The following is a 20,634-nucleotide window of genomic DNA, read 5'->3' as shown; positions in this document are numbered from 1 at the left end:
TGTCCGAGAATTGAGGGTACGCCGCCACCGGGCTCTATATAACGTGCTGGCAGTAGGCAGAGGATGTTAGCGGAGCGCGCAGGGATAAAAAAACTATCAGATCTGGTAGTATTTTTTGATGAGATGAACCTGTTAGATTTTCCTCGCTTCGTTGTTGTGCGGCTTGTTAGTCGTGCCCGACTCATGTTTGCCGATAATTCAGAAGGTCGATTATGAAAGACGCGATATTTACGATCATTCATCAAGCCCTGATTGAAGTTAATGCCACGCGTAAAGAGAAGATCGATTTGCAGAATATCGATACGTTGGCGCTTTATGGTACTACCGGGGTGTTCGATTCCATGCAATTGGTCAGCTTTCTGGCTGCGGTAGAAGAAGGCCTGGACGACGAACTGGATATTGAAATCTCGTTGACGTCGGAAAAAGCGGTGTCACAGACCGTCAGCCCGTTCAGCAGTGTTGCCTGTTTGATTGATTTCATTATCGCCGAGCAGCAGGTTCCTCAACTGGCCTCTGCCTGAATGAACGCCACGCAGGGAGCATTGACGTGAACGTGACGGTCCGTAAAGCGCTGAGCAGTGACATGTACCCGGTGTGCAAGCTGTTGCGCGAGTCCACCTTGAACTCCAACTGGATAGGCGTAAATGTGCGCAAGCGCATGTTTGCCGATATCTGGTCCGGGGGAGAGGATTACTTCGGCTATGTGATGCTCGACGGCGACGTGGTGGTGGGTTTTCTCGGTTTGCTGTTTACCACCCAGCCCTGCAACGGGCAGCAGCGCTTCTGCGAATTGCATAGTTGGTTTGTACAGGTCGAGTACCGCAAGGAAAGCCTGAAACTGTTGTTGCCGGTACTGTCGATGCGCAAAGTCACGCTGCTCAACTATACGCCCACGCCGGATGTGTACGAGATCAGCAAGAAGTTCGGCTTTATCGACCTGGAAACCGAGCTGGTGCTGATGTACCCCTTCCCCAATCCGCTGAAAATACGTCGGCGCTATCGCCTGGAAACCGATGTCCATCGAGTCGCGGGCTGGCTGAGCGAGCAGGAAAGCGTGGTCTTCCGGGATCACGCGGGGGTCGAGTGTCGGCACCTGATGATCGTCGATTCAGTGACCGGCGAGTCCTGCTACCTGATAGTCAAGCGCATGACCCGGCGCTGGTTCGAGCCGATCGGTCGGGTACTGTTCATCGGCAACCCGCAGTTGTTTGCACGCAGTCTCGACAGTTGGCGATTGTCCTTATGCCTGCAAATGCGCGTTCAGTGCCTGGTGAGTAATGCGGCGGAACTGGCAGGGTATCCCCTTAGCGGTGTGCGGTTGATCAAGCGCGAAGTTCCGTCACTGGTAAAACCTGCTTCTGGCAGTTTGGCAAATGCACCGATAAAGCCGCTGTACAGCCTGCCGCTACTCATCGGATATAAGTTGCATTGATATGATTATATTGTTGACCGGTACCCGCAAAGGCGTTGGTAAAGAAGCGGCGCTGTATTTTCTGGAACAGGGCCACGTCGTCATTGGTTGCAGTCGCGGTGAAGGTTCAATTGAACATGAGCGCTACACGCACTTCTGTCTGGATTTGAATGACGCCAGTGCGGTCAGGAAAATGATCAAGCATATTCGCTTGAGTCATGCGCAACTGGATGTGCTGATCAATAACGCCGGTGAAGCCAATATGGCGCCTTTTCAGTTGACGCCTGCCGAGACGGTCCAGGGTTTATTTGCGAGCAATGTATTTGGCTTGATGAATGTTACCCGCGAAGCCGTCAAGTTAATGCAGAAGAACGAGCATCCGGGTGTCATCGTGAATATATCTACCGTGGCGACCCATTGGGCCATTCCAGGCCAATCGATATATGCCGCCAGCAAAGCCGCTGTCGAACAGCTGACCCGAACGTTGAGCAAGGAACTTTCGGTTTTTGGCATTCGCATCAATAACCTGGTGTTACCGCTGTACCGAAGCTCTTTGACCCGCACACTTCCTCAAGAGATTAGACAGAAGATGATTGAGCGCCAGACGATAGCCAGGCCCTGTGTGTTTACCGACCTGATCGGACCCTTGACGTTTCTTATCTCCAGCCAGTCGGCTTTTGTGACGGGTGAAACCCTCAGCCTGGGAGGTGTGCAATGAGCCGCGATGCCTTGCTGGCAACGCTGGCCGAACCGGGGCAGCGCGTGGCGCTGTTGCACGGCGAGCAGCAGTGCACCTACAGCGATCTGCATGCCAAGGTGCAGCAGTGCCTGGCCTGGCTGGTCGACCACGGCGTCAAGCCGGGGGATGCGGTCATCCTCAACAGTGACTACAGCGTGTCTGGCGTCGCTGCGCTGCTGGCCTTGTACCTGAACCGCAATATTGTGGCGCCGCTGGTCGATCTCAGTGAGCGTTCCCTGCAAACCCTGCAAGGTGCCGCCCGGTGTCAGCATCGGATCGAGATCGTCGACGATGCCTGGGTGCATCACTCGCTGGCACAACCGGTCGCCGACGAAAGCCCTGAGTACTACAGCGCGCTGCGGGAGAAGGGGCGCTCAGGCCTGGTGTTGTTGAGCAGCGGCAGTACCGGCGCGCCCAAGGCGATCCTGCATGACCTGGATGACCTGATCGACACCAAGCTGGGCAAAGAGCGCAAGAAGCCCCTTTCGATCCTGATGTTCCTGTTGTTCGACCACATCGGCGGCTTGAACTCCTTGCTCAACACGCTGGCGGTGGGCGGGTGCGCGGTGATGCCGGTCGATCGGGCCCCCGAATCGATCTGCGCGCTGGTGGCGCGGCATGGGGTGAAGGTGCTGCCGGTCAGCCCTACCTTCCTTAACCTGATCCTGATGGGGCGGCATCACGAACAGCATGACCTGTCCTCGGTACGGCTGATCACCTATGGCACTGAAAGCATGCAGCAAAGCCTGCTCAAACGGGTCCAGCAGGCGTTCCCCAAGGCCAAGATGCTGCAAACATTCGGCACCAGTGAAACGGGTATCAGCGCTACGGTCAGCCAGTCCTCGGCCAGCACCTTTTTCAAGCTGGCCGATGCGAACACTCAGTACCGCATTGTCGATGGCGAGTTGCAGCTCAAGACCCGCAGCCAGTTTGTCGGCTACCTGAACCAGGACACCGATAACGTCACCGAAGATGGCTGGTTCCGTACCGGTGATCTGGTGGAGCAGAACGAAGAGGGTTATCTGCGGATCCAGGGACGGCAAAAGGAGCTGATCAACGTCGGGGGGCTCAAGGTGCTACCCACCGAAATCGAAGACGTGATGCTGCGCAGCTCGCTGATCGACGACTGCGTGGTCTACGGCGTGCCGAATGCGATCACTGGCCAGGCCGTACACATGGATGTCATGGCCGCAGGCGTGGAGAGCAAGAAGGCCCTCAAACAGCATGTGCTCGAGCATCTGGGCAGTTGCCTGGAAGCCTACAAGTTGCCCGTCAAAGTCAACAAGGTCGACGAAATCGCTTTTTCCAATCGGTTCAAGAAGACCCGGGCGGTGCTCTCATGAGCGATATCGTGATCCTCGGCGCCGGGCGCTTCGCGCTGGAACTGGCGACTTACCTGCAAGACATCGAGCCGTTGGCAGTGGTGCGTCACCTGATCGTGCCGGATGAGGCCGGGGGCGATGCCGCCCCTGCCGCGCCGTGGCCCGCCCAAGGCCTGGACCCGCGTTATCGCTACGTGCTGGGGGTGGCCGATATTGCCTTGCGCCAGCAACTGATCGACGCGTACTTCAGCGATGGCCGCTTGTTGGCGCCCAACTTCATCCACCCCAGCGTCCGTCATCGGTTGGACCTGCGCACCAGCCGCGGCAATGTCATCGCCGCCGATTGCCACGTGGGTGTCAACACCCGGATCGGTTCCTGGAACATGATCAATTACCACTGCAGCGTGGGCCACCATTCGCAGTTGGGCGACAACAACTTCCTGTCACCGCATTTCAATGCCGGTAACAGCGTGACCCTCGGTAATCGCTGCTTCATCGGGCTCAGTACCGTGGTCACGCCCCAGACGGTGATTGAAGACGATGTGACGATCCAGGCCGGTTGCACCCTCAGCGAGTGCATCCCGGCGCATTCGCACTGCACATCCACGGCCCGCCAGAAAATCCTTCAACTGGTCTAAAGGAGTAGTACCCGCATGAACAAGTCTGCACACGTCATTATCATGGGTGGTGGTCCTGCTGGCAGTATCGCAGCGTTGACCTTGCAAAAACTCGGGCACCAGGTGACGGTGTTCGAAAAAGAGAAGTTCCCGCGCTACCGCGTAGGCGAGTCTTTCTTGCCGGGCACGTTGTCGATCCTGCACCGCCTCGGGCTGAGTGAAAAGATTGCGCAGGCCGGCTACGTGCTCAAGCCTTCCGCCACCTTCCTGTGGGGCAAGACCGAAGCGCCGTGGACCTTCTCGTTCAGCACGCCCAAGACCGAAGACTGGGTGTTCGACCACGCCATCCAGGTTCTGCGCTCGGACTTTGACCAGATGCTGCTCGACACCTGCCGTGAGCGCGGTGTGCGCGTGTTCGAGGAGGCGGCAGTCATCGATGTGGATGCCGAGCAGGCCGACAACGTCAGCGTAACGGTACGGCACAAGGACGAGACCAGCGAATTCACGGCCGACTACCTGATCGACGCTTCAGGCAGCAATAGCCCGCTGGTGCGCAAGCTGGATCTGCGTGAGTATGATGAGTTCTACAAAAGCGTGGCCTTGTGGTCGTACTTCAAGACCCCGGACCCGTTCAAGAACGACCTCAATGGCACCACTTTCTCGATCACCTTCGAAGATGGCTGGATCTGGATGATCCCGCTCAAGGACGGTATCTACAGCGTGGGTACCATTGTCGACCAGAGCAAGCTGGCCGATATCAAGGCCATGGGGCTCAATGCTTTCTATGACAAGACCCTGGCCAAGAGCGAGCGAGCCCTGTCGATCCTCAACGGTGTGGAGCGTTGCGAGGATGTGAAGCTGGTGCGTGACTGGTCCTACGAAACCAAATACTTCTCCCGCAACCGCTTTTTCCTGTGCGGCGATTCGGCCTGCTTCACCGACCCATTGTTCTCCCAAGGGGTGCACCTGGCCTCGCAGTCGGCGGTCAGCGCAGCCAGCAGCATTGACTACCTGATGCAGCATCCGGAGCAGAACGAAAAGGTCCACGCCTGGTACAACCGCAGCTACAGCGAGACCTACAACCAGTACCACGAGTTTCTGGCGTCCTTCTACACGTTTGCCTCGTTCACTGAGCCGGAATCCGAGTTCTGGACCAAGCGTCGCATCAGCGAGTCGGCCGACGAACGTTTGAAGCGCAAGGAGTGGTTCGAGCAATTGGTCAACGGGGAAAAACAGAACCGCCCGCAGATTGGCGACTTCAAGGACCGCGCCTCCACCATGATTGCCATTGGCCGGCACCAGCGCAATGAGTTGACCGACGAGTTCATGGATGCCGAGCTTAACCCGGCTCGCGTGCGCTGGATCTCCGACTTGACCAAACAGTTGAACCGCATCGCCAGCTTCAACTGGTTGGGCGACCGGGTCGAGACCGCCGACTATTTCAAGATCGAGCCCCTGAGCTTCAAGCTGAGCCTCAAGCGGATCCTGTCCAACGGGGCCGGCAAGGACATGACCAAGTACACCGTGAGCGAAGCCCTGGTGCAGCTGTTCAAGGACCTCTACGAGCAGAAGTTCGGCTACAAGGAGTTGATGGTGCGCCTCAACGAAGTGGGGGAGGTGAACTCCTCGCAGTTCGTTATCCGGCTGATGGAGGCCGGTTTGCTCGATGGTTTCGACAAGCATGGGCAACGAGTGCTGGTGCAGGATCGCCTGCGCTTCGATGGGGTAGGTGTCGAATATGAAGTATGACGAGGGGTTCAGTTGGCTTTTCCTGGCGGGCGTCGGCAACTCCGGCGATACCCACTGGCAGCGGCATTGGAACACCGAGCATCCCGATTCATTGTGGCTGGAGCACCGTGACTGGGATAATCCGGACTGCGAGGAGTGGGTCGCGGATTTGCAGGCGCTGTTGTCCGGGCAGCAGCGACCGGTGGTCGTGGTCGCCCATAGCCTGGGGTGCCTGTTGCTCCTGGAGTGGGCGGCGCGACATCGCTCGGACCTGATGCGCGGCGCGTTTCTGGTCGCGGTGCCGGACCCCAATGGCAAGCAGTTTCCGGAGCAGGCCCGTGGCTTCCGACCGGCCGACCAACTGAGCGTCGACTTTCCGGTCACGGTGATCACCAGCCAGAACGATCCCTACGGGGACCTGGATTACGTGCAGCGCAGCGCCCGCCAGTTGGGTTGCGGTTGCACCAACCTGGGCGAGCTGGGCCACATCAATGGGAAGTCGCAGTTGGGGTACTGGGATCAGGGCTACAACCTCTTGCAATCCTTTGCCCGGTCACTGAGTCACGATTGAACACAGGCTGCCCACGGCGGCCTGTATTTCTTTAAGCCATCAGGACGATGCTATGTCAGCTAATGCCGTGTCTGTGCTGCCGGGCGATGAGCTTGGCGCCGCATTATCGCCATCGGTTCGAGGGGTTGCGCAAGGGCAGTGCCACCGTATCCCGGTGCATGCCCGATTTGAAGGGCACAGTGTGCCGGCCACGTTGGCGGTCCGGGACGAGGCGCATTGCGTGCTTGAAGTGCCGGCCGGTCTCTACAGTGCCAACCCCGAGCCTTTCACCGTGACGCTGTGTTTCCAGCAGTGCCTGCATCGCCCGCAAGTGCCGGTGAACATGCAGGGACGGTGGTCAGGCAATGACCGACCCTGCCTGGAACTGGTGAGCTGCGGCTCCAGGCCGGCGTACCTGAATGAGCGCGATCGCGCCGACGCGTCACTCAGGGCGGCGGCGCGAAGCCCCATACTGTTCAATCGTCGCCTGACCGTACAACTGCATTACCTCAGCCCGCTCAACGGCGCCTTCGAGGTACTGGACCGAGATGTAGTGATCGTGCCGGGCATGGATCTGGAACTGCAGTTCAACTGTCCCTGGAGTGGCCTGGCCATGGTGCGTGTGCAGGTCCTGGGGCGTTTCGAGGACCAGGGCCGCTTCCTCTGTCATTTCCGGGTGCTGGACAAACCCTCGAGCACCGCGGTGGCGTTGATGCTGCTGTGCCAGCGTCGGCACTTCTCCTTCGACAGCCTGCCCGTGGCGCTACGCAAGAGTCCGGCCATCGATCGCCTGATCCATGTCGCGATTATCGAAGGGACCGGCACCATGGACGATTTGCTGACGTGCCGCCTGGCTGCCAACCGTCACTACGGTCGTCTGGAGGACGTGCAGGATCCGCGAGTCTTGTGGGATGAATGGGACCCTTACGCCATCCAGGTCTGCGCGCGGCTGGGCAACAAATGTGTGGGGGCGGGGCGTGTCGTCGTCAACAGCGGCTATCGTGAGCGCTGCGAGATCGAGATGTCGACGCCCTTGCCTCAATGGTTGTGGGCGGCGGGCTTTGTCGAGATGTCCCGGGTCGCCATTTTGCCCGAGTACGCCGGGCATCACGTGATGCTGGCACTGCTGCGCGAACTGGGCAGGATTACCCTGCATTTGCAGAGCCGGTACATCGTGCTGGACGCCATCGATATCCTGGTGCCGATCTACACCCGACTAGGGGCGCAATGCCTGCCGATCAGCAAAAAGCACCCCTATAGCGGTGAAACCGTGCGCGTGATGTATTTCGACGTTGGCCGTCTTCTGAGCCGTCTCGACTGGCATTTGCCCCAGTGGCTGTTTGTTTTCGGTCCGACCATCGGGCACAGCGTGCATCGCCAGCACATTAGCCAGCTGGCCGCTCAATTCCGGGTGTCGGCCACGGGAATACGGGTCAAGCGGGGGATCGCGCGTGCGCTCAAGAAACTCATGGGTTAACCCTTCGGTCGTGAGGCTTGTCAGCTCCACCGCGTCGGCCACCCTGTACGCCGGTTGGGTGGCATTCTGCGCCCGTCAGTTACCCTGGATGGCCATGGCGCAATCGGCCTTGGCGCAGTGGCTGCTCAGTTTCGCGGCTACTTTCGCGTTCTCGGCCTTTATCAGCCGCCGGATCGGCAGCAGCCCGCACCAGGCCGTTGCGGTGCGAGTGGCCGCTTGGGCGATGGTGATCTATGCGGCTGTGCTGCTGAGCGTGCACACGATGATCGGCACGCCGGACCCGGTGCTGACCCTGCTCCCGGTATTGGGCCTGGCGGGAGCCTATGCTTTGTTCTATGCCCGGTTGCAGGTCCGTCACAATGCCCGTGAACAATCTGCATGAGCGCGTTGCAGTTGGTTGTCTTCCCGGTCCATGCACAGGCTGATGCCGCTTGGCATGCCGTGCTGGATGCACAGCAGATGCGCCATGCCGCGACCTTGGGCGAGCGTCAGCGAGTTCGTTACCTCAACGCACGCATTGCCCTGCGCCTGACGGTGGCCGGGCTTGTGCAGTGCGATCCGCAACGAGTGTTGATCGAACAGCAGGCCTCGGGGCAATTGCGCATTTGTACCCATCCCCGGCTATTCGCCAGTGTGACTTATGCACAGCGCCTGGGCCTGCTGGCCGTGGGGTCGTCCCGTGTGGGCCTTGATTACGAGGACGGTGCCGCCCCGGTCTTCTGGCGCAGTGCTGTACGTCGATACTTTTGCGAGAGTGAGCGTCGCTGGCTCCAGAGTCGCGATGAGGGGACGCGGGAAGCCGACTTTGTGTGGTTGTGGACCCGGCGCGAGAGTCTGCTCAAATACCGGGGGAGTGGGATACGCGGTGATACGCGGTGCTTATGTCGCCCCGAAGATGCCGCCCCTTCCCAGCGCAGTTTCAACCTGGCCGGAGGGGTCGGCACACTCACCGGTGAGGTGCTTACAGCCGATCTGTTGCCTTCACGGTTGGCCCTGTGCGGTGAGTGGTCGCCAGAACTCGATTTCAGCTGGCACCAGGCGCCTGGCCGGATGCCTTGCTGTGTCAGATCTGAATGAGCTGCATCGACAGGGCCTGGACAACGGCGGCGCTACGCGTCGTCACGCTGAACTTTCGGCGGATATTCTTGAAGTGATAGTCCACGTTGGCTTCCGAACAGCAGCAGATATTCGAGATCTCCCAACTGGTCTTGCCAAAGGCACTCCAGCGCAGTATTTCCTTTTCACGCCGGGTCAGCTTGACCTGGGTGACGGGCGCTGGCGGAACCATCAGGGCCAGGGCGGCTTGCAGGGCTGCGTCCCTGAGCATCGATAGCGTACCCATGTGGTGCCTGATCATCGCTTGCGCCTGATCAGCGTCGCGTGCCTGGAGATTGAGGCCCAATGTCCCGAACTGGCCTTGCGGGCCGTGCAGGGCGAAGGTGACGCCATGCTCCAGGCCGTGCGCCACGGCCAGCGCTCGCAGGCTGTGTTGTTGCGGTGAGCTGTACAGTCGCTCGGTCCAGACGATGGGCGTGACGTTGTGCATGCAGTGCAACATGACCGGGTCGATCCTGACGTAGCCTGCCTGTTCGTAGGCCTCATGCCAGGCTTGTGGGTAATCGCCAATAACCAGCTCGCTGCGTTCCCGTGCGTTTCTGTCTGGTTTGAGGCGCAGTTCATAGCGGCCAAAGCCCAGTTGCAGAACCGGTTCTTTCAAGCGATCGAACAGATCGCTGCTGGTCGAGATGCCGGGGCCGTCCAGAAGAAACTCAAGCGCTTGCGATAACATCATTCATTTCCTTTTCAATGATTGCCGGCTCAGCTCGCAGGATGCGGATCAACGGTTCATCAGCCAGATCGAAGCCGCGACCAACAGACCTCCAAGGCATTGCCAAACGGAGAGTTGGATATCCAGTACAGCCCAGGACAGCAGCACCGCGAACATTGGCGCCAGGAACAGCCAGCCACTGGTGCTGGTAGCGTCTGCCTGTTTCAGCGCGACGAACCACAGCCCGAACGAGCCGGTCGAGGCCGGTATGGCCAGCCAGGCAAACCAGCCCCACTGCTGGATCGAGAGGTGATCGGGCCAGTGTTCGCCGGCCAGGAGGGCGCAGGCGAGTGCCCCCAGGGCGCCGATGAACAGTTGCCAGAAACTCAAGGTCCACGTGCCGACCGCCACCGGGTTACGCTTGATGATCAGTGTCGCGGTGGCCCAACTGACGGCGGCGCCCAAACCCAGCGTTACGCCGATCCAGGCGCCAGGCTGTGGGTCTTTTGCAAAGTCAGCGCCAATGGCCAGCGCGACGCCGACCAAGCCTGTAACCAGGCCCAACAGGCGGTTGGCCTTGAGCGGCTGCGCGAAGAACAGTCGGTTGCCTACCGCGACCCACACGGGGTTGGTGAAAAGCAGGATCGCGGCCGTGGAGGCCGAGACGGTGCGCATTGCCAGGAACAGCAGGCTCATCACGGCCGTGGTCTGGGTAAGGCCGATGATGGCGATCACCAGCACCTGTCGGGCGTCCAAATGGCGTGGGAGCAGGTTGGCACGCCAGGAACCACCTTGCATGAACACCAACGGCAAGGTTGCCAGCGCGGCCAGGAAGAACCGCCAGCCCACCAGCATCAAGGGATCGAATCCCTGCTCGAGCAATATCTTGCCCGACACGAAACTTGAGCCCATGAGAAATGTGGACGCCAGGATCGTGACAGCGAAACCCAGTCGGCTATGGAGGCCCGTCGCCTCGCCAGCCACTGACAGGGCCATCAGCGGATCTCGATCCGCAGCGGCAGGGCCCGGCTCGGTAACAGGGGGGCGATGCGCCATTGGCCCAAGCGTTTGATGGTTTCCTGTGGCGCCGGCGCCAAGGCAAGCTGCAGCACCCCGGTACCGTCGATCAGCGCTTTGCCGGCGCTCAACCTGAGGCTCTGGCTTTGCTCCAGGAGTATGTCGCGACCTTCCCAGCTCACCCAATGACTGCCGCTCAGGGCGTAAGCAATGATGTCCTGGCGCAAGTGCAACGACATCAGCTCGGTCGGGCGAAGATAGATGTAGACCCAGTCCGGCTCGCCGTCGGATGAGCCCTGGGAATTGGCATTGAAAGAGACCGTCAACGTACGCACCCTGGTCTTCCTTCTGAAAAAGTCATTGGAAAATACATCTGCGCTTACATTAAATGGCCGGTTTCGGTAAAAACATCAGTAATTTCTTGAAGTAATTGTTAGCGGGGCTTACATGTCGGCGATCCCTCCCCTCAGTTGTCTGCGCAGTTTCGAAGCTGTCAGCCGCTTGTCCAGTGTCACCTTGGCGGCGACGGAGCTGCACGTCACTCATTCGGCGGTCAGCCAGCAGCTCAAGGTGCTGGAAGAGATGCTGGGTGTGACACTGTTCGTGCGTGAGGGACGTACCTTGCGCATCACTGAAGACGGTCGGTTGTACTCGTTGCAGGTGCGTGAGTCGTTGAAGAACATCGCCGATGCGACTCGCCAGGTTAAAGCGCAGCCCAAGGCTTCGGAGCTGGTGGTGGCGGTCATGCCTTCCTTCGGCTTCTCCTGGCTGCTGCCGCGCATCGGTCGATTCCAGGCGCGTTACCCGCATATCACGGTGCGTCTGCAGGCCAGTCTCACCGTGACCAATCTGGCGCAGGAGGCGGTGGACGTCAGCGTGCGCATGGGGCGGGGCGACTGGGAGCAGGTGGAAAAACAGCTGTTGTTTCACGACGAAATGATCGTTGTCGCTTCCCCGGGCTTCAATGGCGGACAGCTACCGCATACGCCGGTGCAGATCGTCGCGAGCCCGATCATTTTCACCATGGACTCCTGGCAGCCCTGGTGCGAGGCGGCGGGGCTGGACACCGAGGTCACGCGCAAGGGGCTGTGCAGCAACGATTCGAATCTGGTGCTGGAGGCCGTGCGACTCAAGCAGGGTATCGCGCTGGTGCGTCGCAGCCTGGTGCATGACGCCATCGGGCGTGGTGAGCTGGTGCAGTTGAGCGAGCATGCGGTGCCGTATGCCTACCCGTATTGGCTGCTGCTACCCGACCGCGAGCGCGTCGAGGCCAAGCGGCAGCAGTTTGCCGAATGGCTGGGTGAGGAGGTTGCGTCGTATCTGCGAGAGCTCAGCCAAGTACGTCGACTGCCGGCCTGCTGAGCGGCCCTTTTTTTGAGGCATAAAAAAACGGCCTATCTTTCGATAGGCCGTTTTTAGTACTTGGTGGTACACAGTCATTTGAACTGGTCTACTAATTTGTTGTATTTAAAGGAATTTAAATATTTTCTTTCAGTTAGGCATACATGTAGGCATACACGCTGCCTGTTTCTGCCCACTGATATCGTGGTATCCCGCTAGGTAAAGCACCACCAGCTAGTTGGGTGTGTTGCCATTTGGCAGGGTAGTTACTTCTTTGTCCGACCTTCTGCCGCCAATGAGGCGAGAGCAAGGGTGATGAATCCTGCATTCTCATCTAGGGTGTCCAGCGCCCCCCGGATGTTCTGTGCCACTTCTGTAGATCCTTCGATGTTCAACCCAGTTCGAGAGCTCCTCAAAGGCTGGATGCTGCTCCTGAAATTAAAAATGTCCTAAGGGCGAACTCATACACGCTGGAAGGGTAGAAGTAACTCATCTATCAGAGCCTGCGGGACGCTGAGACCAGCGTCGAGGAACGTCTTCTCAGTGATCAGTGTAAATGCGGGCTGTACCGATCTGATCCTTAGAATTGCGTCAGGAGCGATGGAGAGTAAGTCGCGAACCAGTGCAGCTGCTTTGGCGTAGGAGGGCATCCGCGTACTTGCTTTTTGTTGAAAAACTTCTTCGTAGTAGTCCTCTGAAAATACGGTCGCTAGACCTTCCTCAATGACTGGTACCACTACGCGGCCTGCGGGCGACAGCAGGTGAATACATTCATGGGCAAGCTCATAGTAGGCCGTTTCTTTGCTATTTAGAGCGCTCGTGGTGAGTCGGATAGCAACGTTTTTGCCTGGCCGCGGAAACCAGATGCTAGGTATATCGGTACCGAATTCCACGCCAACGACCGTCCAAGAAAGGTCTCTAGGGCCGTATAGCTGTTCTGCTTTGTAGAGCATATTTGCTAGACGTGTCGCGAGTGTCCATGTGTTGTCACCCTGAGGGGTTACGTAATTACAAAAATGGCTGAGTTCCAAGATGGCATTCCCTGCATATAGATAATGGCCGAGGTCTTGTGGGCGTTTTTGGCCGAGGTGGGCGTTAGATACTGCCGGGGACCCTGGAGCAAACACAAGGGTACGGGGCATGAAACCCGCGAGATCTCGGTAGCGGCAGTTCCCTGAGCTTACTGAAATTTCGACGTTGAAATTGAAAGGATATTGAAGAGAAAAGGGCATCGTTACCGCACGGTAAAGGTGAGCCATTGTGTTGTTGATAGCGAACGGTTGAACCCGGTCAACCTTGGGGATGGTGTCAACCACGTCAACCTGTCAACCGACGTAGGAAACACAGTCGCTAACAACATGCTGCGGGTTCTTTTGCCCGTGTCCTTCAGCAATGCCCGGGTCCCCGGCGACCTCTCAACCCCTTGTGGAATTGCACTGGTGAACTGGGTGTTCACCTGGTTCACCTGTTCACTAAGCTGGGCGGCTGTCCGCTAACAAGGTCCCGCGGGTTTCAGACCCCGTGTCTTAAAGAAACCTCAGGGGCCCCGGCAAAATTTGGAACTGCTCCTGACGTTCGCTGGTGGCATTGATGCTTCCGGGGAGCGGGGGAATACGCATCCTTCTGAAAAGCAGTGTTACGAACGTTACTGGTGTAACGGCTTTCGATAACTAACTGTATTTATTGAATATTATCGGCGTAACACTGTGTTTGAACATGGGTTTTTTAGGAGTGTTACTAAGCCAACTGGTGCAACGCTTCCGAGGTCTGAAGTAGAGCCCTAAAACAGGAAAAAAGCTCTCGTTGAACTTTCGCCTACCCATCAGGGATCATCGCACAGCGGCAGGCGCTCCCTTACTGCCAGAGTGCTTGCAGGACTGACTGTGGGCGTTAGGATGCCGAGACTAGGATAGGGCCCGCCTCAAGAGATACTTATCTGAGGTCCATAGAATTTTTTCTCGAAGCAGCTCGCGCGCTGCTTTGAACGCTTGCTCAGTGGGTAGGCGTTCGGCATAGTGCCGTTTCGTGTGATGACGCGGTGATATTGTTTCGGATATTTGATCCTGCCAGTGTTTGAGGTTCACAAATATGGGTATCGGTGTTCGGCTGAAGGAAGAAAGGTCGCTCCTGTGTCTTAATCAGATCGACATGGCTACGGCCGACGAGGTGGATAAAACCACTCAGATCAATTACGAGAAAGGGTCGGGAGCGCCGGATGCGTTTTACCTGGCAACTGTGGAGTGCTTGGGCGTCGACGTGCTGTACGTCGTAACCGGAGCACGGAACCGCTCCCGGCGGACAGCATCAGCGGCTCCGAGGCGGATCTGCTCGAACACTTTCGCCTGCTGTCATATGGTGAGCAGGGCTACACCAAGACGATGATTGCAGCGCTGGCCAGCAATTCATCGCGCCCTAGTGGAGAGTAACGTTGGGCAGCATTACACTTTATAGCTTTGATCATCAATTAAAATAATCAACACTTTCAAGGATGAACATGTCAACTATTTCTCCCCTAAAAATAAAAATTGACTCGAACGTTCTAAATCACTTGGGAATCGGCCTGTACAGTAACACGCCAGCGGTTTTGACCGAGATAGTTGCGAATGCTTGGGACGCAGATGCCGAAAATGTCTTCATAGAATTAGGTAATGGTGAGATTACCATCACCGATGACGGTCATGGAATGGATTATGTTGCTCTTCAAGATAAGTTTCTTACAGTAGGATATGCGCGCCGCAATAATGGGGAAAGTATCACCCCTAAAGGCCGGCAGTGTATGGGGCGTAAAGGGATCGGTAAGCTAGCCATGTTTTCATTGGCTAACGATGTAACCCTTTACAGCCGAAGGGCTGGCGACACGCAGCATGGGTTCAAAGTTTTGGTTGATGAGCTAGCCACTACCATCGAGCGAAACGGAGAGTATTTTCCTGAGCCGAAGGTTGCGCCACATGAAATTGAAATACAAAGTTCGGGCACCGTCATCAAGCTTGAGGCGCTCAACAAGAATCTGACATCCGCCACCGAGTCCTTTCTTCGTAGGCGGATAGCCCGGCGTTTCAGTGTGATCGGTGAGTCACATGACTTCAAAATTCATGTCAACGGTACGCCCATCACTCTCGCCGACAGAGGGTTCTATCCTGACATCCAGTTCGTATGGACTTTCGGGGACGCGGAGGCTTCAACTCTAACGCTTTGTGCCAATCATGTGAAACATCATCATTTTGATGGGGTTACTGTGGCTGGGGCCGTAGTCAATGGCTTCATAGGCAGCGTTGTTGTGCCCGAACAGTTGAAAAAGGATGACGATAATAATAATGCCATTACTCTATTGGCCAATGGGCGCATCTTTGAAGAAGATATTCAGAAACGAATTGATGATTCCAAGGTTTTCAATAGTTACCTTGTTGGCGAGCTTCAATATGACGTTCTGGATGCTAACGGCCAGAGAGATATAGCCGTAAGTAGTCGCCAGGGGGTGCAGGAAAATGATCCCCGCTTCCAAGAATTCATGGGTTACATAAGAACTAGGCTCAAGAATATCGCTTCCGATTGGGATGAATGGCGCAGGGAATTAGGCTCTGCAGAACTGGTAGATGAGTTCCCTAAGCTGGAAGAGTGGATAGAAAGTCTTAAGCCGAACTTTAAGAAAAAAGCCAAGCAGCTGATAAATAAAATATACACCATGCGTTTCAATGGTACTGCTGCTGAGCAGAAAAGCCAAAAGCGTGAAATTTTGAAAGCGCAGATATTAGCGTTCGAGAAATTGAAGGTTCAAGATAATATCGAAGCAATTGAGTCGATAGACATCGAAAAAAATATTAGCGGTTTTCGGGAGGTTATGGTTACCGTTGAGGATATCGAAGCCGCTATGCAGATGGAGGTGATCGAACAAAGGTTGACTGTTATCAGGAAACTTGATCAGCATAAGGAGCAACAGGTCAAAGAGCGAGTAGTCCAAGATCATATCTATAAGCACCTATGGTTGGTTGACCCTTCATGGGGATACAAAGAGAAACCAACAGAATATGAAATGACGCTTACCAACTATCTGAAAAGGATTTGTCCGGAGGCTGAGGCAGGTGCGAGGTTAGATATTGCATATACGAGTACTGCTAATAGATTCATCGTTCTGGAATTAAAAAAGCCAGGCCTCACAGTTGGTATGGATGCTCTAATTGAGCAAGGTACTAAGTACTCGCGTGCGCTCAAGCAGTATTTTCATGAGAATCCCGCATCAAGTCCATTTCCCGGTGGCCCTCCGATGATCGATATTGTTTTCATCGTTGAGAAACAGCCGGTGTATTCGAATTTCCTGGCTGACGAATACGACTCTCGAATGAAAATAATGAATGGCAGTATTCGCACATACAGTGATCTCGTTAACCAGGCTACTCGTATCTATGAGGACTACATTGCCGCCTCTCACCATGCTGGCCGAATAAAAGGCATTGTCGATGGCCTCTGAGGGGCCGTTCAAGCAAAGTGGCATCATGCGCGCCGTACGACGCGCTCATACAAAGCCCGAGGTGCTCGTTCGCAAGGCGATGTACGCGCTCGGGCTTCGCTTCAGGCTTCACGCCAAGTTGCTCCCAGGTTCGCCAGATATTGTTCTAGCGAAGCATCACACCGTAGTTTTCGTGCATGGTTGTTTTTGGCATCGTCATCCTGGTTGTAAATACGCGACGACGCCCAAGACTCGCCAGGAGTTCTGGATTCCGAAGTTCGAAGGAAACGTAGCGCGAGATGCTCGAAAGGAAGCCCAACTGCAGGAGCTGGGCTGGCGTGTGCTGATCGTGTGGGAATGTGAAACGAAGGACTTAGTAGCTCTGGACGTTCGGCTCAGGCGCGAATTCGGCCTCCCGCCTGCTGCGCCTCATACTCCCTGACATGATTCATCAGGCTTTCGCCGATAACTTCACCTAAACGGACGGGCACCGCGTTGCCGATCATGCGGCCCACTGCCTTGAAGGTGATGTTTTCGGGCTCCATAAAGACATAGTCGTCAGGAAAGGATTGCAGGATCGCTGCCTCGCGAAGGGATATCGCACGGTTCTGAATGGGATGGCCGAAGCGGCCATTGCCAAAACCGTAGCAGAGGGTGGTCATGGTAGGGCCCGGCTCATCCGCTCGCATGCGTCCATAAACGCTGGCGTAAGTCTTCCCACTCTCCTTGAGATGACATTCGGCGACCAGTTCCTTCGGCCAGTCTCGCCAGGTTCCACCAGGTATCGAATGGATTATTCGCCGGAAGTTAAGCGGAGATAGGGTCGCTGCTCGATGAAGTGGGTCATTCGGGTCGCACTGACCTGCTGCGATACGTGGCAAGTGCCTTATCACGCTCTCCACCGATACGTGAGTATTTTTGTGGGTTGGTGGAATGATGCTGATGGGCAGGCCCAATTTCGATGCGAGAAGCACGTGCCTGCGGCGCTTTTGAGGCAGGCCGTAATCGACGCATGAAACACGCCCGTCCCAAATCTTGTAGCCCTTATTTTCTATGCTTTTGACGAAGTCGCGGTAGACCTGGTGCTTGGTTACGTCGGGAACGTTTTCCATCGTCACGAGGTGAGGTTCGGTTTCCTCTATTAGGCGCGCGAAATGGTACAGCAGCGGCCATTTACGATCGGTACGGGTATCCCTACCTTGGTTATACGTAGAGAAGGGTTGGCAGGGAGCGCAGCCTGCGAGGAGGCGGTAGCGTTCGGGGCGGTACCAGCCGAGAAGCTGCTCGGCGGTCACGTCCTTTACGTCGCAAGCGACGAAAGCCGCACGGTTATTTTCGTGATAGGCGTATTCGCATTGGGCTTCGATGTCGTAGCCCGCCCGCACTGCAATTCCGGCATTAAGCATGCCGGCGGTCAGTCCGCCAGCACCACAGAAAAGGTCAACTGCATCGATCATGGGGAGATATCTTCTTTCGAGCGTGGCGCATTTTACTCATCGCTGACGTCATGTCGAGTGCTTCAGTCAGGCCAACCGTCTTGCAGGCGAAGCTCCAGCTCGTCTTTGAGTCGAACCCCAGTAGGGAAGTCGGTGATTTCGAAGCCGACGAAGCTGGCGGCGTCTTGCTCAACGTATTCGATGATGACGAAATCCCACTTGAACCATCCGTGTTTGGTTTCCAACTCGAATGGGTAAACGATCCTAGCCCCTTCATTTCCCGAGTTGTCGATCTCATAAGCGTCGAGCTGCTCAATGGCTTCCGCTAGTAGAGGGTATTCGACGCCTTGGTGCAGATAACTGCCATCGGCGCATCGTTCGATCCAGAACATGGTATTTCTCCTTGTGATTCGTTAGTGCGTGATGATCGAGCACGACTGCTGCGGCGTCAACCTCCACGGTGGACTATAGTCACACTCTATCGGCAAGGACGGCTACCGTGAAAGGACTAGGTTGCCTGATTCGTCAGGCCACTGATTGCGCTTGAAAAAGAGCAGATATCCGACCGGCATAGGAAAAGCGCCATGGCAAAGAAAGTTATTGTGAAGATCGGTACGGTTTTCACTACTCTGACTGCCACAAGAGCCTGTTACAACGTCTTGCGACAGGCGACGGAGATTGGGGGCAAGCTATCAGAGTCTGATCGACCTGACGCGCTCGATATCTACCATCATTACTGCCAAATCACCAATTAGGGAGTGGAGAGCTGAAAGACGCGATTGATGTGGTTGCAGCTTGGGACAACGAGCCGCGTGGCCATGGTCAGTATGCTCAGACGAAGGCTTTTGCAGTAGTCTTCCCGTCTGGCGATCCTTCGATTTTCGGCATTGGAGAGGCATGGGCTGAAATTGCTGTTTAATCAAGCAGTCGAATTCCCAAGGAAATGAGCTTCACCCTCAAGCCCGCCCTTAGCCAAAGTTTATATTTTAATTGTATTGAATATGGGTTGATATATGTTGAGTATTGAGTATGTAAAAGAACTTGTTGAGAAGCATCAAGAAAAAGCGGCAGATCATATTGAGCGGCTTAAGGCTAAAATAGAAAACAAAGATAATGAAGTGAGTGATTGGGTTTATGATGAAGATATTACGTTGTACTGGTCTCATCCAGATGTGTTGTATTTGCCTTTGAATTCTTGTGATTTTATTAATTATTATTTAAGGGGTGTGCATGCGGTAAGCTTTATTATGAGCTTGGAAAAAATAACAAATGCAGATCGCGATAAATTAGAAGGGTTATACTTTGAGCATGTCTCTGATTATTGGAAAAAACAAGGTGTCACACGTTCGGGAATTCCGAAAGGTTTTGCATCTGAGGGGTTTTTAGATCGAGTTTTTAAAATATAATCTATTATTTGCCGTGCTATTAATAACAGGGTACAAAACAGTTATACCCCAAATCCTGCCCGAAACGTGGGGCCAAGGAAAAGGCGCCCAGGTACACTGCAAGCCTAGCTGTCACCGTGAGGCGGCCTCGGCGTCGCAGGTCATTCAAACCATTGCGGACCCCCCCCAGGGTATCTCCGATCTCACGGCATTGATGTTCATCCCCCGAAATATCTCGGATCGCCTGCCTCGGGCAGCACGTAGTAGGTGTGGGTGGTGTGCATGGTGTCGCCCATGCCATGTTCCAGCGTTTTGCGAAAGCCCAGGGGGTCAATGGTGCGTGGCCCGTGCTCATTGATCTTCGCGGCGGTGGACTCCCACCGGGTGAAGCGACTTTCGCCAAAGTGCTCGATGATCTGGCGGAGGCGGGCCAAGATCGCATCACCTTCAAGGTTTCCGGCGCCGCCACGCTCATTCAGCCAAGCGCTAAGGCATACGCGTGCCGCCGTGGTCGCGGTGCCGTCGGGCCAGCCGGTGATGCCGAGAGCGGTAGCCAATTCTCCGGCTGCTGCGGCCAGCCCAAAGCGTGCAGCGGCTCGGTGTGCTTGTCCGCTGGCCGAGGCGGGGAGGGCTTTGGCGACGAACCCTTCCAGAGTCCGACGGAGGATGGTTGACCATCAGCGCATCTTGCCGGGCTCGCAAAGGGCCGCCAGGAATGCGGTGAGTGGCGTGCCGTAGCATTTGGCTACCCGAGCCTTGAGTGCGTCAGAGAGGGCCGCTGCGTCCGTTGAAACCACTCAACACGTCGAACATCCCCAGGCCTTTGCTGGCGTCCGCTGGCACGGCCAGCATGCGCCCCTCCATGTGCTGTGCCAGCGTCTTCTCGCCCGTCGAAAGAAACAGCAAGCGCCACTCCTGTACCTGTCGGCCCGCTTGTCCTCGATCATTGGCGCGAGCCTTACCGATGCGTCATCGCCCTGGGTCGGTTATCAAGGCGCAGCATAGGACGCGGATCGGGCAGATCTTGCGGCGCTATTGAGTGGTTTTGCCGTCGGCGCGTTTGCACCAGTTCAACGGCGTCGGGCTGAAGGTGGAAGCGATAAAGCGCCACGGTGGCTGGCTTTGCATTGCGGTGGGGAAAGATAGGAGTAGACAGAGGTGAACAGCCAGAAACAAGAAAGCCCGCACGAGGCGGGCTTCTTGAGGTGATTCATAGACTGCTGTAGACATCTATGAATCGGTACTTGGTGGCTACACAGGGACTTGAACCCCGGACCCCAGCATTATGAATGCTATGCTCTAACCAACTGAGCTATGTAGCCAAGTGGCGCGCATTATTCGCCGGTAACGAAGATGTGTCAAGCGTAAATCTGAAATATTTCTCTGCGCTTTCAACCGC

At 56.2% G+C, this 20,634-nt stretch carries 20 protein-coding genes, 1 tRNA gene and 1 pseudogene; 14 read left to right on the top strand and 8 right to left on the bottom strand.

All coding sequences use genetic code 11. From position 1 onward, the window contains the following. Window positions 1-212 precede the first annotated feature (212 nt). The 10 genes from J4E53_RS14565 to J4E53_RS14520 are packed head-to-tail and all read left to right on the top strand — an operon-like array spanning window position 213 to window position 8,921. Window positions 213-521, top strand: a complete 309-nt coding sequence (locus tag J4E53_RS14565; protein ID WP_060740623.1) for a hypothetical protein — start codon at window positions 213-215, stop codon at window positions 519-521. A gap of 26 nt (window positions 522-547) precedes the next feature. Then, window positions 548-1,432 carry a hypothetical protein gene (locus tag J4E53_RS14560; RefSeq protein WP_103308970.1) on the top strand — a complete coding sequence of 295 codons (885 nt, stop codon included), beginning with the start codon at window positions 548-550 and terminating at the stop codon, window positions 1,430-1,432. Between the two features lies 1 nt (window position 1,433). Continuing rightward, window positions 1,434-2,129, top strand: coding sequence for an SDR family NAD(P)-dependent oxidoreductase (locus tag J4E53_RS14555; protein WP_060740625.1), 696 nt, complete (start codon window positions 1,434-1,436; stop codon window positions 2,127-2,129). After that, on the top strand, window positions 2,126-3,493 hold the full coding sequence (locus J4E53_RS14550; RefSeq protein ID WP_060740626.1) for a fatty acid--CoA ligase family protein: 1,368 nt from the start codon (window positions 2,126-2,128) through the stop codon (window positions 3,491-3,493). Before J4E53_RS14555 ends, J4E53_RS14550 begins: the two co-directional genes overlap by 4 nt. Further along, on the top strand, window positions 3,490-4,110 hold the full coding sequence (locus tag J4E53_RS14545; protein WP_060740627.1) for a hypothetical protein: 621 nt from the start codon (window positions 3,490-3,492) through the stop codon (window positions 4,108-4,110). The genes J4E53_RS14550 and J4E53_RS14545 overlap by 4 nt, the downstream gene beginning before the upstream one ends. Window positions 4,111-4,125: 15 nt before the next feature. Next, window positions 4,126-5,838 carry a chloramphenicol-biosynthetic FADH2-dependent halogenase CmlS gene (cmlS, locus tag J4E53_RS14540; RefSeq protein ID WP_103308968.1) on the top strand — a complete coding sequence of 571 codons (1,713 nt, stop codon included), beginning with the start codon at window positions 4,126-4,128 and terminating at the stop codon, window positions 5,836-5,838. Further along, window positions 5,828-6,388, top strand: coding sequence for an alpha/beta hydrolase (locus J4E53_RS14535; protein ID WP_103308966.1), 561 nt, complete (start codon window positions 5,828-5,830; stop codon window positions 6,386-6,388). Before cmlS ends, J4E53_RS14535 begins: the two co-directional genes overlap by 11 nt. Window positions 6,389-6,440: 52 nt before the next feature. Beyond that, window positions 6,441-7,844: a hypothetical protein gene (locus J4E53_RS14530; protein ID WP_146042627.1), complete on the top strand. Its 1,404-nt coding sequence runs from the start codon at window positions 6,441-6,443 to the stop codon at window positions 7,842-7,844. A 10-nt stretch (window positions 7,845-7,854) separates the two neighbouring features. After that, on the top strand, window positions 7,855-8,226 hold the full coding sequence (locus J4E53_RS14525; protein WP_146042626.1) for a hypothetical protein: 372 nt from the start codon (window positions 7,855-7,857) through the stop codon (window positions 8,224-8,226). Next, window positions 8,223-8,921, top strand: coding sequence for a 4'-phosphopantetheinyl transferase superfamily protein (locus J4E53_RS14520; RefSeq protein WP_103308961.1), 699 nt, complete (start codon window positions 8,223-8,225; stop codon window positions 8,919-8,921). Before J4E53_RS14525 ends, J4E53_RS14520 begins: the two co-directional genes overlap by 4 nt. Here the strand turns inward: J4E53_RS14520 and J4E53_RS14515 are convergent. From J4E53_RS14515 to J4E53_RS14505, 3 genes are read right to left on the bottom strand one after another with little or no spacing between them, the layout of a single operon-like run. Then, complete coding sequence (locus J4E53_RS14515) at window positions 8,908-9,636, bottom strand: LuxR family transcriptional regulator (protein ID WP_103308959.1); 729 nt, start codon at window positions 9,634-9,636, stop codon at window positions 8,908-8,910. The two genes, J4E53_RS14520 and J4E53_RS14515, sit on opposite strands and share 14 nt — an antisense overlap. A gap of 45 nt (window positions 9,637-9,681) precedes the next feature. Further along, a complete protein-coding gene (locus J4E53_RS14510) occupies window positions 9,682-10,608 on the bottom strand; it encodes a DMT family transporter (RefSeq protein WP_103308958.1) in 927 nt (308 codons plus the stop codon). Then, window positions 10,608-10,964: a hypothetical protein gene (locus J4E53_RS14505; RefSeq protein WP_103308956.1), complete on the bottom strand. Its 357-nt coding sequence runs from the start codon at window positions 10,962-10,964 to the stop codon at window positions 10,608-10,610. Before J4E53_RS14505 ends, J4E53_RS14510 begins: the two co-directional genes overlap by 1 nt. 112 nt (window positions 10,965-11,076) lie before the next feature. Between J4E53_RS14505 and J4E53_RS14500 the strand changes: the two genes are divergently transcribed. Next, window positions 11,077-11,991 carry a LysR substrate-binding domain-containing protein gene (locus tag J4E53_RS14500; RefSeq protein WP_103308954.1) on the top strand — a complete coding sequence of 305 codons (915 nt, stop codon included), beginning with the start codon at window positions 11,077-11,079 and terminating at the stop codon, window positions 11,989-11,991. Window positions 11,992-12,431: 440 nt separating this feature from the next. Here the strand turns inward: J4E53_RS14500 and J4E53_RS14495 are convergent, their stop codons facing one another. Beyond that, a complete protein-coding gene (locus tag J4E53_RS14495) occupies window positions 12,432-13,286 on the bottom strand; it encodes a hypothetical protein (RefSeq protein ID WP_146042625.1) in 855 nt (284 codons plus the stop codon). Window positions 13,287-14,464: 1,178 nt separating this feature from the next. Here J4E53_RS14495 and J4E53_RS14490 point away from each other — a divergent pair. Then, the gene (locus tag J4E53_RS14490) at window positions 14,465-16,435 is read left to right on the top strand and encodes an ATP-binding protein (protein ID WP_158249657.1); all 1,971 of its coding nucleotides are present in this window, start codon (window positions 14,465-14,467) and stop codon (window positions 16,433-16,435) included. Beyond that, on the top strand, window positions 16,425-16,856 hold the full coding sequence (locus J4E53_RS14485) for a very short patch repair endonuclease (protein ID WP_103308949.1): 432 nt from the start codon (window positions 16,425-16,427) through the stop codon (window positions 16,854-16,856). Before J4E53_RS14490 ends, J4E53_RS14485 begins: the two co-directional genes overlap by 11 nt. On the opposite strand, the gene J4E53_RS14480 is transcribed toward J4E53_RS14485, so the two are convergent. Together J4E53_RS14480 and J4E53_RS14475 are read right to left on the bottom strand one after the other, a co-directional pair. Continuing rightward, entirely contained in the window at window positions 16,810-17,871 is a 1,062-nt protein-coding gene (locus J4E53_RS14480; protein WP_103308948.1) for a DNA cytosine methyltransferase, read from the bottom strand. The two genes, J4E53_RS14485 and J4E53_RS14480, sit on opposite strands and share 47 nt — an antisense overlap. 62 nt (window positions 17,872-17,933) lie before the next feature. Continuing rightward, window positions 17,934-18,242 carry a hypothetical protein gene (locus J4E53_RS14475; RefSeq protein ID WP_103308946.1) on the bottom strand — a complete coding sequence of 103 codons (309 nt, stop codon included), beginning with the start codon at window positions 18,240-18,242 and terminating at the stop codon, window positions 17,934-17,936. 621 nt (window positions 18,243-18,863) lie between these two features. On the opposite strand from J4E53_RS14475, the gene J4E53_RS14470 reads away from it, so the two are divergent. After that, entirely contained in the window at window positions 18,864-19,256 is a 393-nt protein-coding gene (locus J4E53_RS14470; RefSeq protein WP_146042624.1) for a hypothetical protein, read from the top strand. A 171-nt stretch (window positions 19,257-19,427) separates the two neighbouring features. Here the strand turns inward: J4E53_RS14470 and J4E53_RS14465 are convergent. Both J4E53_RS14465 and J4E53_RS14460 read right to left on the bottom strand, forming a co-directional pair. Further along, window positions 19,428-20,198: pseudogene (locus tag J4E53_RS14465) on the bottom strand (DNA/RNA helicase, superfamily II protein); the annotation flags it as partial. 282 nt (window positions 20,199-20,480) lie between these two features. Then, window positions 20,481-20,557: transfer RNA gene (locus J4E53_RS14460), tRNA-Met, on the bottom strand. Between the last annotated feature and the right edge of the window lie 77 nt (window positions 20,558-20,634).

It is taken from the genome of Pseudomonas sp. FW305-28, assembly GCF_017351395.1.
Taxonomy (GTDB): Bacteria; Pseudomonadota; Gammaproteobacteria; order Pseudomonadales; family Pseudomonadaceae; genus Aquipseudomonas; species Aquipseudomonas fluorescens_AA.
The sequence above is the reverse complement of the archived record's forward strand: the minus strand, read 5'-3'. Positions and strand labels throughout refer to the sequence as shown.